This window comes from Herbaspirillum sp. ST 5-3 (assembly GCF_004804275.1).
Classification (GTDB): domain Bacteria; phylum Pseudomonadota; class Gammaproteobacteria; order Burkholderiales; family Burkholderiaceae_D; genus Noviherbaspirillum.
Genome location: NZ_STGI01000004.1, coordinates 260,277 through 275,699, shown reverse-complemented (window position 1 = coordinate 275,699; position 15,423 = coordinate 260,277). Strand labels below are relative to the sequence as shown.

The 15,423-nt window shown below is 58.8% G+C and carries 14 protein-coding genes; 11 read left to right on the top strand and 3 right to left on the bottom strand.

Annotated elements, in window-relative coordinates; genetic code table 11:
- Nucleotides 1–25: 25 nt before the first annotated feature.
- The 4 genes from narH (at nucleotide 26) to E6W33_RS10410 (ending at nucleotide 3,846) form a co-directional block, all read left to right on the top strand.
- Nucleotides 26–1,582: a nitrate reductase subunit beta gene (gene narH / locus E6W33_RS10425; protein ID WP_136417225.1), complete on the top strand. Its 1,557-nt coding sequence runs from the start codon at nucleotides 26–28 to the stop codon at nucleotides 1,580–1,582.
- Between the two features lie 98 nt (nucleotides 1,583–1,680).
- On the top strand, nucleotides 1,681–2,343 hold the full coding sequence (gene narJ, locus E6W33_RS10420; RefSeq protein WP_136417223.1) for a nitrate reductase molybdenum cofactor assembly chaperone: 663 nt from the start codon (nucleotides 1,681–1,683) through the stop codon (nucleotides 2,341–2,343).
- A 51-nt stretch (nucleotides 2,344–2,394) separates the two neighbouring features.
- Complete coding sequence (narI, locus tag E6W33_RS10415; RefSeq protein ID WP_136417221.1) at nucleotides 2,395–3,078, top strand: respiratory nitrate reductase subunit gamma; 684 nt, start codon at nucleotides 2,395–2,397, stop codon at nucleotides 3,076–3,078.
- A gap of 21 nt (nucleotides 3,079–3,099) precedes the next feature.
- Nucleotides 3,100–3,846 (top strand): peptidylprolyl isomerase, encoded by a 747-nt coding sequence (locus E6W33_RS10410; RefSeq protein WP_136417219.1) that lies wholly within the window; start codon nucleotides 3,100–3,102, stop codon nucleotides 3,844–3,846.
- A gap of 125 nt (nucleotides 3,847–3,971) precedes the next feature.
- Here E6W33_RS10410 and E6W33_RS10405 read toward each other — a convergent pair whose 3' ends face one another.
- Complete coding sequence (locus tag E6W33_RS10405) at nucleotides 3,972–6,806, bottom strand: hypothetical protein (RefSeq protein ID WP_136417217.1); 2,835 nt, start codon at nucleotides 6,804–6,806, stop codon at nucleotides 3,972–3,974.
- A gap of 176 nt (nucleotides 6,807–6,982) precedes the next feature.
- Between E6W33_RS10405 and E6W33_RS10400 the strand changes: the two genes are divergently transcribed.
- The 7 genes from E6W33_RS10400 to E6W33_RS10370 all read left to right on the top strand — a co-directional run bounded on the left by E6W33_RS10400 (nucleotide 6,983) and on the right by E6W33_RS10370 (nucleotide 13,715).
- Complete coding sequence (locus E6W33_RS10400; RefSeq protein ID WP_136417215.1) at nucleotides 6,983–7,978, top strand: fatty acid desaturase family protein; 996 nt, start codon at nucleotides 6,983–6,985, stop codon at nucleotides 7,976–7,978.
- Nucleotides 7,975–8,685, top strand: a complete 711-nt coding sequence (locus E6W33_RS10395) for a hypothetical protein (RefSeq protein WP_136417213.1) — start codon at nucleotides 7,975–7,977, stop codon at nucleotides 8,683–8,685. Before E6W33_RS10400 ends, E6W33_RS10395 begins: the two co-directional genes overlap by 4 nt.
- A gap of 116 nt (nucleotides 8,686–8,801) precedes the next feature.
- Complete coding sequence (moaA, locus tag E6W33_RS10390; protein ID WP_136417211.1) at nucleotides 8,802–9,776, top strand: GTP 3',8-cyclase MoaA; 975 nt, start codon at nucleotides 8,802–8,804, stop codon at nucleotides 9,774–9,776.
- A 5-nt stretch (nucleotides 9,777–9,781) separates the two neighbouring features.
- A complete protein-coding gene (locus E6W33_RS10385) occupies nucleotides 9,782–10,444 on the top strand; it encodes a carbonic anhydrase (RefSeq protein ID WP_136417209.1) in 663 nt (220 codons plus the stop codon).
- Nucleotides 10,441–10,971 (top strand): molybdopterin-guanine dinucleotide biosynthesis protein B, encoded by a 531-nt coding sequence (gene mobB, locus E6W33_RS10380; protein ID WP_136417206.1) that lies wholly within the window; start codon nucleotides 10,441–10,443, stop codon nucleotides 10,969–10,971. The genes E6W33_RS10385 and mobB overlap by 4 nt, the downstream gene beginning before the upstream one ends.
- Before the next feature lie 106 nt (nucleotides 10,972–11,077).
- The gene (locus E6W33_RS10375) at nucleotides 11,078–13,015 is read left to right on the top strand and encodes a type IV pili methyl-accepting chemotaxis transducer N-terminal domain-containing protein (RefSeq protein ID WP_348983157.1); all 1,938 of its coding nucleotides are present in this window, start codon (nucleotides 11,078–11,080) and stop codon (nucleotides 13,013–13,015) included.
- 19 nt (nucleotides 13,016–13,034) lie between these two features.
- Nucleotides 13,035–13,715 (top strand): response regulator, encoded by a 681-nt coding sequence (locus E6W33_RS10370; RefSeq protein ID WP_136417188.1) that lies wholly within the window; start codon nucleotides 13,035–13,037, stop codon nucleotides 13,713–13,715.
- Between the two features lie 21 nt (nucleotides 13,716–13,736).
- Here E6W33_RS10370 and E6W33_RS10365 read toward each other — a convergent pair whose 3' ends face one another.
- On the bottom strand, nucleotides 13,737–14,000 hold the full coding sequence (locus tag E6W33_RS10365; protein WP_136417186.1) for a heavy-metal-associated domain-containing protein: 264 nt from the start codon (nucleotides 13,998–14,000) through the stop codon (nucleotides 13,737–13,739).
- A gap of 261 nt (nucleotides 14,001–14,261) precedes the next feature.
- Nucleotides 14,262–15,110 carry a universal stress protein gene (locus E6W33_RS10360; protein WP_136417184.1) on the bottom strand — a complete coding sequence of 283 codons (849 nt, stop codon included), beginning with the start codon at nucleotides 15,108–15,110 and terminating at the stop codon, nucleotides 14,262–14,264.
- Nucleotides 15,111–15,423 lie beyond the last annotated feature (313 nt).

Sequence of the window (15,423 nt, the reverse complement as noted above, 5' to 3'; positions counted from 1 at the left end):
TCACAGTCACAGATCTGGAGCAAACATGAAGATTAGAGCGCAAATTGGCATGGTGTTGAACCTGGACAAGTGCATCGGTTGCCACACTTGTTCGGTCACCTGCAAAAACGTCTGGACCAGCCGTGACGGTGTGGAATACGCATGGTTCAACAACGTGGAAACCAAGCCGGGCATCGGCTACCCGAAAGAGTGGGAAAACCAGGACAAGTGGAACGGCGGCTGGAAGCGCAATGCGGCCGGCAAGCTGGAACCGCGTCAGGGCAGCCGCCTGAAGATCCTGGCCAACATTTTCGCCAACCCGAACCTGCCGGCCATTGACGACTACTACGAGCCGTTCACCTACGACTACGAGCGCCTGCAGAACGCGCCCTTGTCAGAGACGCCGCCGACCGCGCGTCCGATCTCGGTGATCACCGGCAAGAAGATGGACAAGATCGAATGGGGTCCGAACTGGGAAGACGACCTCGGCGGCGAGTTCGCCAAGCGCAGCAAGGACAAGCTGTTCGACAACGTGCAGAAGGAAATGTACGGCACGTTCGAAAACACCTTCATGATGTACCTGCCGCGTCTGTGCGAACACTGCCTGAACCCGGCCTGCGTCGCATCCTGCCCGTCCGGTTCCGTGTACAAGCGCGAAGACGACGGCATCGTGCTGATCGACCAGGACAAGTGCCGCGGCTGGCGCATGTGCATTTCCGGCTGCCCATACAAGAAGATCTACTACAACTGGTCTTCCGGCAAGGCCGAGAAGTGCACCTTCTGCTATCCGCGTATCGAAGCCGGCCAGCCGACCGTGTGCTCGGAAACCTGCGTGGGCCGTATCCGGTATCTCGGCGTGATGCTGTACGACGCCGATCAGATCGAATCCGCCGCATCGGTGCCCGACGAGCAGGACCTGTACGAATCGCAGCTCGGCCTGTTCCTCAATCCGCATGATCCGAAGATCATCGAGGAAGCGCGCAAGCAGGGCATTCCCGACGCATGGCTGGAAGCCGCCAAGCGTTCGCCGGTGTACAAGATGGCGATGGAATGGAAGGTCGCTTTCCCGCTGCATCCGGAATACCGCACGCTGCCGATGGTCTGGTACATCCCGCCGCTCTCGCCGATCCAGGCTGCGGCGGAGTCCGGCAAGATGGGCATGAACGGCATCATCCCCGATACCAAGAGCCTGCGCATTCCGGTCAAGTACTTGGCCAATCTGCTGACCGCAGGCAAGGAAGCCCCGGTGGTGCACGCACTGGACCGCATGCTCGCCATGCGCGCCTACATGCGTGGCAAGTCGGTTGAAGGCGTGGAGAACCTCGAGGTTCTGAAGCAGGTCGGCCTCGACAAGGCAACGGTGGAAGACATGTACCACATCATGGCGATTGCCAATTACGAAGACCGCTTCGTGATTCCGTCCAGCCACAAGGAAATGGCGGAAGACAGCTTCAACGAAAAAGGTTCGTGCGGCTTCAGCTTCGGCAACGGCTGCTCGGACGGCGTCAGCGATCAGTCGCTGTTCGGCAAGAAGAAGCAGGGGTCGGTGATCTTTGTCGACATGCCGAAGTCGCGCAAGAAACGCGAGACGGAAGGCGCTTGATGTCAGAAGGCAGGATGGACAGCCTGTTCCCCCATCCAGTTCGTCCGTCCTGCCGTTCTGCCTGAAGCCACTCTGAAGCGAGTCAAAAAGGAATCACTATGCAACACTATCAAGTCTTGTCGGCCCTCCTGCTGTATCCCGAGCGGGGGCTGATCGACAGCCTCGGCGAACTCGAGTCGATTCTGGAGAAAACGCCGGAATTGCACGCTCCCTTGCGCCCCTTGTTCGCTTACCTTGCGCAGGAAGAGCTGATCGCACTGCAGGAAAACTATGTAGCGACCTTCGACCGCAATCCCTCTCATTCGCTGCATCTGTTCGAACACATCCACGGCGAATCGCGCGATCGCGGGCAGGCCATGGTCGACCTGATGGAAGAGTACAAGAAGCACGGACTGGAAATGGTGGGCGACGACCTGCCGGACTATGTGCCGCTGTTCCTCGAATTCCTCTCGCAACTGGACAAGGACGAAGCGGAACGCCTGCTGTCCGATGCTGTCCATGTCCTGGCTCACGTGGGACGCAAGCTCGCCGCCAACGGCAGCCCCTACGCAGGCGTGTTCGACGCCGTGCAACAACTCAGCCCGGTGGTGGCGGAGGAGTTGAGCGAGCCGCCGGTACGCGACATGGATGAAGCGCTGGAAACCTTCGGCCCCGGCGTCGATGGCGTCGAGCCGCTGCTGAAGAAGGCGCAGGGGAACGGCGTCCAGCCGATCAATTTCTATCCGAAGGGCGCACGCAACAATGCTTGCGCCGCCGGATGATCCAACATTGCACGACGGCGCTGCCGGAGCATCGATAAAGGAGATATAACAATGAATTATGCCAATCAGTTCTTTTTCGGGATCTACCCGTACATCGCGCTGGCGATCTTTTTCCTCGGCAGCCTGATCCGGTTCGATCGCGAGCAATACACCTGGAAATCGGAGTCGAGCCAGATGCTGCATCGTGGCAGCCTGCGTCTTGGCAATATACTTTTCCATATCGGCATCATCGGCCTGTTCTTCGGCCACGCAGTGGGCTTGCTGACACCGGTGGTGGTGTGGGACACGCTCGGCGTCTCGCATGGCGCGAAGCAGATCTTCGCGATGGCCGCCGGCGGCCTGATGGGCTCGCTGTGCCTGATCGGCCTGCTGATCCTGCTGGCACGCCGCTTCTCGAACGATCGCCTGCTGCGCGTGACGACCTTCAAGGACAAGGTCGTGATGCTGTGGATTCTCGTCACCTTGCTGCTCGGCCTGTCTTCCATCTTCGTGTCCGCCTCGCATACCGACGGCCACATGATGGTGCAGCTGATGACCTGGGCACAGCACGTCATCACGCTGCGCGGTGATGCTGCATCCTTCATCGCCGATGCGCCGACCGTCTTCAAGATCCATCTGTTCATGGGCATGTCACTGTTCGTGATCTTCCCGTTCACTCGTCTGGTGCATGTCTGGAGCGGTTTTGCTTCGGTCGGCTACCTTGGTCGCGCCTATCAGCTGGTGCGCCCGCGTTAAGTCATACAAGGAGAGATTGTCATGGGTATTTCCGTCAACGGCGTCGAGATCACCGACCGCGCCATCGAGAACGAGATGCCGCATCATCAAAGTGCGGAAAACCCGCTGAAGCAAAGCGTGCACGAGCTGGTCCTGCGCACCCTGCTGCTGCAGGAAGCGGACCGGCTCGGCATCGCCGGCGAGGACGAGGATGCGCGCGTAGAGGCACTGCTCGCGCAGGAAATCCGCGTTCCGGAAGCCGACGAGGCCGCATGCGAGGCGTATTACCGAGGCCGCCCGGAACTGTTCACCTATGGTGAACTGGTCGAGGCGCGCCACATCCTGTTCCAGGTCACGCCGACGGTGCCGCTGGAATTCCTGCGCACGACGGCGGAGTCGGTGCTGGAAGAACTGCAGTCGAATCCCGAGCGCTTTGCCGAACTCGCGACGACGTATTCCAATTGTCCTTCCGGTACGGTCGGCGGCAATCTTGGACAGCTCTCGCGCGGCCAGACCGTGCCGGAATTCGAACGTTTCGTGTTTCGCATGAAGGAGGGCGAGATTGGCAGCCGTCTGCTGGAAACGCGGTTCGGGCTCCATATCGTTCAGGTCACCCGGCATATCGCCGGCAAGTTGCTGCCGTTCGAATCGGTCAGGAGCCAGATCGCGGATACGTTGACGCGCCAATCGTCGCAGCGCGCCGTCCATCAGTATCTGCAAATCCTGGTCGGTAAGGCTGACATCCAAGGGGTCACGCTCGAAGGTGCCGAAACGCTGCTGGTGCAGTAACACCAATCCGCATCCGTCACGCGAGATGGCATCGCGTCTATTTCCATCTCGCTGCGTTGTTCGAACTTGGCTTGGCTCGCCATGACGTCTCCACCGGCGGGTACGGCAACGTATCACGGTGGCTTTTATGGCAGTTCATTGTCTGTCCCGGCATCCGAGCCGGAACGATCCTGACTGCCTTGCGGGACGATGCCTGTGGTGGCGACGCCAGACAGCGTCTCACGCACCTTGTGCTCGAGTGTTGCGGCCTGCTCAAGCGCGGCTCGGGTTTTCTTCAGGTTATATTGGGCGATCGCTTGCGCTGGCAAGCCGGCGATCGACATGAAGGCGTGTCGTCCGATAATGCCGGCCTTCGCGCTCATCACTTTCAACTTCTCCCTTCGTGACGCAGTTTTGTATCGGGCACGGTGATAAGCGGAAGTCGACCGGAGATTGAACGCGATATTCCTGCGCACAGCTTCGCCCGGTGCGGCAGTATCAGGCGCTTGCGTCATGGACAGGATGATTTTGTCGGGTACCGAGTCCGCACTGGCAAGCTGCTCGACAAGTGCATCGATCTTTTCCTTTGTCGCGCCATTGCCGTCCTGAAGGTGGACAATATCGCTGTCGAGGTCGATCTTCAGTTCGACTTGCTCATCCTTCGGACGTATCGTGGCTTTCAGAGCGGCCGGCATTTGAGTCTTCTGGAATGCCGCACGATTGCCGGCGTTCATATGCGCCATCAGTGGCGCTCCGGCCTGGGAAATTGCGGCAAACTTGTAATCGTTGTACTCGGGGATCCTTGGCTTTCCTTCGGGATTCGGGTCATCGAGACCGACGTGGACAACGTTGCTCGCCTTCGCCAGGCCAATGCCGAAGTCGGTGGCGCCAACCCCGACATTCAAGCCGATGCCTATCGAGGAAGCGCCTGCATTCGTATAGACATAACGTTCTGCTTCCCCGGCTGTCAGTTTCTTCGCCTTGTCTGCAGCCTCGACCTGCTCCCTGCCATCGCCGCAAAACAGGCTGCGCACGTCCGCATCTTCAATAGCGCCGATGGCGGTCGCGGCGCGGTGCATTGCCGCAGGGTCGGCGTCACTTCCGTCTTTCAGCGCCTTCAGTTCACGCAGTGCGATCCCCAGATTGAACAAATCCTGCAGGTTTTTTCGCAGTTCCGTCCTGGTCGCATCAATTGCGTTTTCGTTCCCGCTCCTGGAAAGCCGCGCTTTCAAGCCCGGATGTTGTACCTGATTGATGAGGTGATCGGTCGATTGTGCCACCTTGCCTTTCAACAGACGGACGGCTGTATCCATGCGTATGCGCATCGGATTCTTCCATGCGTCCGCAATGACTTTTGTGGAAAAGTCGGCTTGATGAGTGGTCTGGAATTGCTTTTCCAGTCGCGCCACCCGATCGGCGAGCCGCGAGGGTGGCCATTCTTCACGTGCTGCCGTCTGTTCGATCTTCGATACCTCTCCAAGGTGCGCGCGATAGGTCTTCCAGTTTCGCCGCGCATCCATGAGATCTCCGACCTTCTCCTGCTCCGAGATTGCCTCCAATCGCGCCAATAACTTCGCTCTCGCGGTTTCTTTGGCCTCGGCCCTGGCTTTGCCGAACTTCAGACGGGCTTTTCGTCGATCCTTTCTGTATATCTTGAGAGCGGCGGCTCGGTCCTTCCGGCTTTGTACGGTGTCCCCGCTCAATATGTCAGCGGATTTGCTCAGCGCGACAATGGCTCGCCTTGCCTTCGCTTCGCCATCCTTGCTCGGGCCCTTGCTGAGCTGATAGCCTGCATAGAGGGTCGCAACGAGTGCGGCCGTGGCAAGGCTGACGCCGCCGGTGATCGGCGCGGCCGCTGCGCCGAGGACAGGCGTCAGAATGGAAAACAGCCCGGCGCCGAGAGTAAGCGTGGTGCCCGCATAGCTGGTGCCGAGATAGCGCTGGTTACCGCGGAATTCAATCTTTGCGCTTTCTGAAGATACCTTGTACGAGGCTTTGACTTCCAACTGGCGACAGATCTTCGCAAAGCCGATCTCCAGTTTCTCCGTGGCCTTTTCCAACTTCTCCCTGTCCGCGTTGGTGCCGCTCTTCTCGAAGACTGTGCTGGCTTCTTCCAGCGCTTTCAAAGCGGCTTCCATCTTGCGCAGGTTTTTCTTCACGCCTCTCAGTTCCCATATCACGTCATGGGCGGCGCCGAACATGGTTGGTGCATTCTTGGCGCTGGGGGCGGCGTCGGCGCGGCCATGCGGCAACACATCTTCCGTCCCCGCATTGCGCAGGCGCCGCCATCCCGAGTCAAGTATTCGCTCGGTGGTAATTCCCTGCAACAGCAATCGCACGCCATAAAGAGCTGTCGCTGCCGCGGGGTGTTGCGAGGACAGTAGTTGCGACGTCCCGATGACGACATTGCTGACCGTTGTAGCGGCAGTGACATGCTGGCGATGCAAGCCGCCTGTCCCTGCGAGTTTGAAACTTTCCAGCATCGCTGTCAGGTCGTCTCCATTGATGCCAATTGCCCCCAGGAAGGCTTCAGTCTGTGCCTCATAGTAGTCCTGCTTCGTCGCATTTCCCGGTAAAAGACGTTGATCCTCCGGAATGCTGTCGCGATGCTTTCGCTCGTAGTCGAGTGCTTTCATTCTCGACAGGGCAACGATGGAAACTGCATGCGGGTCGTACTTTTTCCGGCTTTCCACCCAAGCGTCGCAAATCCGTTGCGCGACGTCGTTCTTCCAGTCTCCATCCAGACGCAAGGCTGGTTCATGCGGCACGTCCTTCGTATCAAACAGTCTTTTCAGCCTGGCGCGCAGGCCGCCATCACTGTTCGGCTGCCTTGCTCTCTGCGAAGCATCGTCAATCGTCTCGCCGGATAGTCCTCGTTCGCTTACTGGTGAGGGTACTGTGGCCTCATGTTGACGCGATGATGGCTTGGTATTCGGTGACTGACGCATGTTCGCGCCGGATTGCACGGTTCTCGAGATCATGGCTCTTCAGAAAGGCTTTCGGGATTCGGCGCATTACTCGCCGGCTATGAGTGGGGTGGTTCGATGGCTGGTTCCTTCCACGCGGAAACTTGTGAAAATTTCATCTTGCTGAAACATTTCCTCTTTACGATCCCCGCTCGTGAGCAATCAGTCCTTTTGCCGGAAAACATTCATCTATGGCTAAGTCATTTACCGCCGGGCAGCATGCAGGGGCGTGCATCCGGTTGGACCGCGAGTTCTTGAAGCGCATGGCAGCGCCAGCACCATATCGCTTGCTGCTCCAGACCTGCATCGAATGGCTCTGGATCGTTATGCTGATCACCGCCGCCGCCTGGTTATCAAACACTGCAATCAGTATTGTCTGCATCATGCTGATCGCGACGCGCCAGCATGCCTTGCTGGTCTTGATGCACGAGTATTCGCATTATCAGTTCAGTCGCAAGCGTCCCTTGCTGAACGACCTTGTTGGCGATGTCTTTACTGCGTTTCCGTTCTTGATCACCATCCACGGATTTCGCAGGAACCACATGCCGCATCACCGGCATGCTTCGACCGATGAAGATCCTGACTGGATTGCATCCATGAAAAAGGACAGGTATCGCTTCCCCAAGACACGGAAACAGGTTTTCCTCGAAATAGCGAAGCATTGCGCGGGCTGGTACACCATCACCGATTTGAAGGGATACACCATCGACTCCGGCATGGCGATTGATCTTCCGCGCTCCACGCGCATCAGCCGCGCCGTGTGGGTGACTGGTTTTGTCGTCGCGACAACCTGGTTCGGCTGGTGGTGGAATGTGTTTCTCTACTGGATTGTGCCGCTCGCCACATTTCTGATGGCAATCCTGTATTTGCGTGACATGGGCGAGCATTTCGGCATGCCGTCACCCGGTATTGCCGGTTCGAGAACGGTCCTCGCCGGAACGATCGAGCGTCTCCTGATTTGTCAAAACGGCGTCAATTTCCATACCGAACATCATCTTTTTCCTTCCGTGCCATTCTTTCGATTGAATCGACTGCACCGGGCTCTCATGAAGGATAGTCAATATCGGCGCCATGCAGTCCTCACGCGCGGATATCTGACGGGATTAGTTGATGAAGTCGCCATGGTGCCGAGCAATGCGTGGCGGGCAGGCGATGCGCACATTGCGAATGGATCGTTGCGGTCATGACTCTATCCGCATTTCAAACGCGTTTTCTTGAGCCTGAAGACATCTCTGCCTTGATGGATCTGGAACACTCAAAATGGGAGCTGCAGCAGGTGGCCGGACGGGAGCTGATGCTCCAGCGGATCTCAGCGTATCCGGAGCTGTCCATCGGCACATTTTGCGCAAGGACGGGACAGTCACTGGCGTCGCTTTTCATGCGCCCCGTGAATCCCGCGATATTCACGGCACCAACGAAGTGGGAAACTGCGGCGCGCGTGGATGGGGCATGCGCTGCGCACAGTTGCGGTCGTTCCTTGTTTGGCATCAGCCTGAGCAGCAATCACCCGGAGGCGGTAAAAGCGATTTTCAAGTTCTTTTATCCGCGAGCGCTCAAGGCAGGTTGGCGGGATGTCTATCTCGGTTCCCCGATTCCGGGCTTCAGGAAGGCGCGTCAAAAGAATCCGGATCTCTCCGTCTGGGAGTATGTCCATGCGAAGCGAAACTTCCACGCAGACGAGCCCTTGGATCCGCAGCTGAAGTATTACTTCATGAAAGGATTCAGGCAGATCATTTCGATTCAGGAAAATTATTTTCCCCACGCAGAGTCCCTGAATTACGGCGTGATTCTGCGCAGCGTGATTCCTTTGTCCCGCCCGCGGCACTTATGGCGGATCACGCCGCTCTCCGTCATTGAGTCCTTCTCGATCATGGGATTATGGCTGGCGCGCTGATGGACGCTTCAAGGTGCCCTAGTTCTTAAGAACTACCCTCGTTAGCTCCTCATGCCAACTGGCAGACCGCGGCGCAGCCGATAGAATCGGATCATCAAAATCCATCGGGAGTGATCATGCTAAGCGACCGCTTCGGGCGATCCATCGATTATCTGCGGCTATCGGTGACCGACCGTTGTGATCTGCGTTGCACGTATTGCATTCCAAAGGGATTCAAGGGATTCGAAGAGCCGAAACACTGGCTCACTTTCGACGAGATCGAACGCCTGATCGGCGTGTTCGCCCGGCTTGGCACGTCACGCATACGCCTGACCGGCGGCGAGCCGCTTCTGCGGCGCAATCTGCCGGACCTGGCCGGGCGCATTGCACGCCTGCCCGGCATTCGCGATCTATCCCTGTCCACCAACGCAACCCGCCTCGACCGCCATGCGGAGGCCCTCAAGGCCGCAGGTGTATCGCGCATCAACGTCAGCCTGGATTCGCTCGACCGCAGCTGCATGGAGAAGATCACTGGCCGCGACAGCCTGGAGAAGATTCTCGATGGCATCATGGCTGGCAAGGCCGCCGGATTCGATCCGATCAAGATCAACATGGTGGCGATGCGCGGCATTAATGACGGCGAGATTGATGCGATGGTGGAGTTTTGCATCGAACACGGTTTCATCCTGCGACTGATCGAAGCCATGCCCATGGGCGCGACCGGACGCGATGCATCCTTCCTCGAACTCGGACCGATTCAGGCGCGGCTGTCGAAGAAATTCGGACTGCTGCCGCAAGCACGCGAACTCGGCGGCGGTCCGGCGCGCTATCTCGCCACGGCCGACGGCCGCGCCAGTGTCGGCTTCATCACGCCGATGTCGCAGCATTTCTGCGCCACCTGCAATCGCGTGCGCCTGGCGGTCGACGGCACCTTGTATCTCTGTCTCGGCCAGGAAGAAAAATTCGAGTTCCGCCCCTTGCTGCGCGATGGCGCGAGCGATGCGGAACTGGAGGCGGCGATCAGGCAGGCGATCGAGCTGAAACCGCAGCAGCATGAATTTCGCGAGCAGCCGGAAAAAATCATCCGATTCATGGCACAGACGGGCGGGTGACGATCATGCAGGACATCGAAAAATTCGTTCGCGGCTTCTGTCGGTTTCAGGAACAGTATCTCAGCGAACAAGGAATCTTCGATAGTCTGCGTGAAGGCCAACGACCCGGCACCCTCGTGATCGGTTGCTGCGACTCGCGCGTCGATCCGGCACTGTTGACGGGAAGCGATCCGGGCGAACTGTTCGTGGTGCGCAATATCGCCAATCTGGTTCCGCCGTGCCGGGCAGACGCGCCGCCCGGCGTCAGCTCCGCTATCGAATTCGCGGTATGCGGACTTGAAGTTGCCCGCGTGATCGTGCTGGGCCATGCGCACTGCGGCGGCATCCGCGCGCTCATGGCGCCGCGCCGGCTGGCGCCCGAAACAAATTTCGTCGAACGCTGGATGCGCATCGCCGAGCCCGTGCGGCAGCGCGTGATGCGGGAACTCGAACACAAGTCGAGCAACGAGCGGCACAAAGCCTGCGAACTGGCCAGCATTCTGCACTCGCTCGACAACCTGATGACCTATCCGTGGCTCAAGCGCCGCGTCGAAGAAGGAAAACTGATGCTGCATGGATGGTATTTCGACATCGAAACCGGCGCGTTGCTCGCCTATTCGCCGCGCAAGCAGGAATTCCTGCCGCTGGTTTGCCCGCTGGAAAAGCGCGTACTGGTGGAGGCCGCATGAGGGCGCCGGTGCTGGGCATTGCCGGCTGGTCCGGCAGCGGAAAGACGGCGCTGCTCGAATATGTGCTGCCGCGCCTGTCGTCTCAGGGCTTGCGCATCAACGTCATCAAGCATACCCATCATGAGCCATCGTCCGAGGACAGGAGCAAGGACAGCTTCCGCCTCTATGCCGCCGGCGCTGCCAGGGTGCTTGTCGCTTCGTCAAGCCGCGGGCGCGAGCCGGATCTGGACAAGCTCCTGTGTTGCCAGTCCGCGACGGACCTGATCCTGGTCGAGGGCTTCAAGAATGCGCCGATTCCGAAGCTGGAAATCTATCGTCCCGGACTCGGTGAGCCGGCGCTTTATCCGCATGACAGCCACGTCATCGCGGTGGCAACCGACTCGCCGCCGCCGCGCATCGTGCGGCAGCGGTTGATCTGGCTCGACATCCAGAAGCCGGCGCAAGTGCTTTCCTGGATCCAGCTTTATATCGGCATGCAAATGTGCGAGATGCAAATGCGGCCGGTGCAGCAGGCCGTTATACTGTAGCCGTATGGAGCCGGCCACCACCTACCGGCGAATTCGGCCTGTTGCAGCCCGGGCCTTCTCCGGGCGCAAGCGAGGCCGGCCATTTGGATACCTTGACGGAATCACTTTGGAAACACTCTTGCCGACCTGGCAACGCCTTTCGACGAAAATCGTCGGTGCGCTGCTCGGCTTTCTCCTGCTTGCGCTGATCGCGATCGGTGCGACCCTGATGCTTTCCTGGCAATTGGAAGGCAGTTCTGCAGCCATCAATGAAACCGGCACCCTGCGCATGCACAGCTACCGCCTGAGCATGCTGCTGGCGCGGCTGGTGAATGAGGCCGGCTCGGAAAACATGCAGCCCGCCACCGTGCAGGAATTGAAGGCGATCGAACAGACCTTCGACCGCCTGCATCGCGGCGATCCGCAGCGCCCCTTGCTGCTGCCGCCGACTACCCGGATTCAGAACGGCTTCCATGTGATCCAGGATCGCTGGAGCAATTCCATGCGTCCGATGGCGACCGACGTGCTGCGCCAGGAGGGCGTCGCCAGGCATGCAGCCTGGCAAAAGTATCAGGCCCAGGTGGACAGTTTTGTTGCCGAAGTGGACGCCTTGGTGCAGTTGATCGAACGGGACAGCGAGCTGCGCACTTTCTGGCTGCGTTCGTCGCAGCTGGCATTGGTGGCGATGGCGCTGAGCGGCACGGTGGTGCTCATCTATCTGATGTTCTTGCTCATTATCGAGCCGATCGATCGACTCCAGGTCGGCATTCAGCGCATGACGGAAAAAGATTTCAGCGTTCGCCTTCAGGTCGAGAGCAACGACGAATTCGGTCAGCTCACGCGCGGCTTCAACCACATGGCTGACCGGCTCGAGGAGTTGTACGGCAGCCTGGAGCAGCGGGTGCAGACAAAGACGGCGGCACTGGCCGACCAGAATCGCGAGCTTGGCTTGTTGTATGACAGCGCCGCCTTCCTGCAGCGGCCGCAGACCCTGGAATCGATGTGCGACGGTTTCCTGCAACGCATCACCAAGTATTTCGGCGCCGCCGGCGGCTCCGTGCGTGTACTCGATGACAAGAATGGCAATCTGCACATGGTTGTGCACAAGGGGATTTCAACCGGTCTTGCGGCCTCCGAGCAATGCATGAAGGTGGGCGATTGCCTGTGCGGCGAGGCCGTGGCGAAAAAGATATCGATCGTGCGCGACCTGCGCGAATCGGATACATCGCGCGGACTCTTGTGTGCGAAAGAGGGCTTCGCGACGATCTCGGTGTTCCACATCGAGGCCCACGAGCAGCACCTCGGATTCTTCAATCTCCACTTCCGCGAGCCGAAGATTTTCAGTCAGAGGGAGCAGGCGTTGCTGGAAACGCTGGGACAATTGCTGGGCATCGCCATTGAAAATCTGCGGCTTGCGACGCGCGAGCGCGAAATGGCGATTTCCGAGGAGCGCAACCTGGTCGCGCAAGGGCTGCACGACAGCATCGCGCAGGGCCTGACCTTCATGAACATCCAGATCCAGATGCTGGACGACTCTCTGCGCTCGGGCAACACCGAAGAGGCGGCGGAAATTGTTCCGGCGCTGCGCTCAGGCGTGCAGGAAAGCTATGAAGACGTGCGCGAACTCTTGCTGAATTTCCGCAGCCGGCTGGCGGAAGACGATCTGCTCGGTGCGCTGAAGACCACGGTGGACAAATTCCGCCGCCAGACCGGCATCGAAGCAGAATTCATTGCCGAGGGCAACGGTCCGCCATTCTCGCGCGAGCAGCAGTTGCAGATGCTGTTCATCGTGCAGGAAGCGCTGTCGAACGTGCGCAAGCACGCGATGGCGCGGCGGGTCGAAATCCGCCTCGACAACCGGCAGGATTTTTCGCTGACCATTCGCGATGACGGCATCGGTTTCCAGTTTGATTCTTTGCACCAGAAAGGGGAGAATCACGTCGGCATCAATATCATGCGAGAACGCGCGCAGCGCATTCACGCATCCCTGGCGGTCAGTTCTGAAATCGGCAAGGGCACGACGGTGTCGCTGCAGTTGCCGCAGGAAGAACGTCGCGCTGCATGATCTGGAATAAGAATAAAACATGAACACACCCGCCAAACCCATCACCGTGCTGCTGGTTGACGACCATACCCTGTTCCGCAGCGGTATACGCTCGCTGCTGCAACGTCACTCCGACTTCACTGTCGTTGGCGAGGCATCGGATGGCGTGGAGGGCATCAAGCGCGCCAAGCAACTGCGGCCGGATGTCGTGTTGCTCGATTTGAACATGCCCGGCATGTCCGGCCTGGAAACCCTGCAACTGCTCTTGCAGGACTGCCCGGATACCGCCGTGATCCTGTTGACCGTATCGGAAGAAGCTGAGGACCTGAAGGCAGCGCTGCAAGCGGGTGCGCGCGGCTACCTGATCAAGAATATCGACGCTGATTATCTGGTACGTGCGATTCGCCGTGCGGCCGCCGGCGAACCGGTGCTGGCGGAGGCGATGACCACCAAGCTCGTGGCGCATTTGCAGGGAGGCGGTGCGAAACCCGAGCCGCCGTCCGATCTGGACAAGCTGACGCCGCGGGAGAAGGAAATTCTTGCGTGCCTGGCGCGGGGTGAAAGCAACAAGATCATTGCCCGCACGCTGGATGTTGCAGAGAGCACCGTGAAAATTCACGTGCAGAACATCCTGAAAAAACTCAATCTGTCGAGCCGTGTGCAGGCTGCCGTCTTTGCCGTCGGCCACGGCATGGCCGGCGGCTCGGAAAAACAACCGTAATTCGTTGTCCGGAGTGCGGTTTCAGCCGCCGCACTTGCCGCAGCAACCGCCGCAGGACTCGATCTCTTCCAGCGCGACTTTCTTCACACCGTAGCCGACCTTGGCGAGCACTGCTGCCATTTCCTGGGTGGCTGTCTGGTCCTCATCGTACTGCACGATCACGCGACTCTGCGGATACGACACGCTGACGTTGCTGACGCCATCGATGGATTTGATCGCGCGCATGACGGATTCGGTGCAATCTTCGGACTTCATTCCTGTCACGTTCAGGATTTCGGTTTGCATGGTGCTTCCTTATTTCTGTTTAAGACAATGGGTGGTACAAGCAGGCGCGCTGCAGAGGTGAGACGCGATGTACGGCGGTCGGGTTGCCGCACATCAGCCGATACTAATTGAACGGCGCGCCGCCCATAAATGATCAAGATCAAGTTTTCAGCAATGATCGCGGGCACTGAGGCTGCACGTACACAACCGAGGTATCAGAAACGGGAGGCGGGAAGGACGACGGCGCGCGCAAACCGCTGCGCGCGCCGGGATGAGAAATGATCAGTGCGACATGAAAACCGGAACCGTCATGGATTCCAGTACGGTGCGGGTGACGCCGCCCAGCAGGATCTCGCGGAAGCGGGAATGCCCGTAACCGCCCATGACGATCATGTCGGATCCGAGATCGGTGGAAATTGACAGCAGCGCATTGCCGACATCGATATCGGTCTTCTGGCGCACCACGTTGACCTTGATGCCGTGGCGTGCGAGGTAGAGTCCGATGTCCGCGCCCGGTTGCTCGCCATGCGCATCGCCTTGCGAGTCAGCGTTGAAGACAACGACGTCGACATTATCCGCGCTCTTCAGGAGCGGAATCGCACCGGTGACGGCGCGCGTTGCGCTGGTGCTGGCATCCCATGCGATCAGAACGCGTTTCGCGACAGTGTTGTAGTGTCCGACGTACGGGACGATCAGCACTGGACGGCCGGAATTCATGACGACGAATTCGGGGAAGTCGGGAAGCGTGGTGGTCGATGGTTCCTCGCGATCGGTTTGTCCGATCACCACCAGGTCGCTGTAGCGGGCCTGCAGGCTGACGCCGCCGCCGGCTTCATCGTCCACGGCGCGGCCTTCATACGACTGGACGCCCATTTTTTTGACGATCTCTTCAAAGTTCTTGAGCGCGTCGTTTGCGTCCTTGCGCAATTCTTCAATATGGTTTTCAAGGTGCGTCGTCATGCCGCCGCCCTCGTAAATATAACGGGACTGGTAGACAAACCGTGAAACGCCTGTCGGTGCTGCGCCGATCAAATGTGCTTCTTCACTCATGGCGATCTTGGCGGCGAGTTCGATGCGCTCGCCTGCATGCTTGTCTTTGTCGACGTGCACAAGAACGGTTTTATAAGACATGTGTTACCCCTTCTTTTCTTAATGAGCCAAACATGATTGGTATCAAAACCAGCAGTAATAGCGTAGGGCCAAGATATAGCCCAGTCCAGAGAAAAGCGAACGCACGATCTATTACTTTTGGCATTTTTGATGCAAATCAAAAGTTTCCGGACGGCTGTTTCATAGCATCGACGCCGCGTCATGGACAGGAATTCAGAAGGCATGGACACGGGTCGTCACCATGCCGCAAAGCGCCTACACTGTCGTTTTGCATTGACGGTGGCGAGACGCATTCGGGACGATTACAAGCAGCCGCGTGAGGTGGCTCTGCGCA

What these genes read in the sequence shown, in the direction of transcription:
- narH (WP_136417225.1), top strand. Translation starts at nt 26, where the DNA reads ATGAAGATTAGAGCGCAAATTGGCATGGTGTTGAACCTGGACAAGTGC.
- narJ (WP_136417223.1), top strand. Translation starts at nt 1,681, where the DNA reads ATGCAACACTATCAAGTCTTGTCGGCCCTCCTGCTGTATCCCGAGCGG.
- narI (WP_136417221.1), top strand. Translation starts at nt 2,395, where the DNA reads ATGAATTATGCCAATCAGTTCTTTTTCGGGATCTACCCGTACATCGCG.
- E6W33_RS10410 (WP_136417219.1), top strand. Translation starts at nt 3,100, where the DNA reads ATGGGTATTTCCGTCAACGGCGTCGAGATCACCGACCGCGCCATCGAG.
- E6W33_RS10405 (WP_136417217.1), bottom strand. Translation starts at nt 6,806, where the DNA reads ATGATCTCGAGAACCGTGCAATCCGGCGCGAACATGCGTCAGTCACCG.
- E6W33_RS10400 (WP_136417215.1), top strand. Translation starts at nt 6,983, where the DNA reads ATGGCTAAGTCATTTACCGCCGGGCAGCATGCAGGGGCGTGCATCCGG.
- E6W33_RS10395 (WP_136417213.1), top strand. Translation starts at nt 7,975, where the DNA reads ATGACTCTATCCGCATTTCAAACGCGTTTTCTTGAGCCTGAAGACATC.
- moaA (WP_136417211.1), top strand. Translation starts at nt 8,802, where the DNA reads ATGCTAAGCGACCGCTTCGGGCGATCCATCGATTATCTGCGGCTATCG.
- E6W33_RS10385 (WP_136417209.1), top strand. Translation starts at nt 9,782, where the DNA reads ATGCAGGACATCGAAAAATTCGTTCGCGGCTTCTGTCGGTTTCAGGAA.
- mobB (WP_136417206.1), top strand. Translation starts at nt 10,441, where the DNA reads ATGAGGGCGCCGGTGCTGGGCATTGCCGGCTGGTCCGGCAGCGGAAAG.
- E6W33_RS10370 (WP_136417188.1), top strand. Translation starts at nt 13,035, where the DNA reads ATGAACACACCCGCCAAACCCATCACCGTGCTGCTGGTTGACGACCAT.
- E6W33_RS10365 (WP_136417186.1), bottom strand. Translation starts at nt 14,000, where the DNA reads ATGCAAACCGAAATCCTGAACGTGACAGGAATGAAGTCCGAAGATTGC.
- E6W33_RS10360 (WP_136417184.1), bottom strand. Translation starts at nt 15,110, where the DNA reads ATGTCTTATAAAACCGTTCTTGTGCACGTCGACAAAGACAAGCATGCA.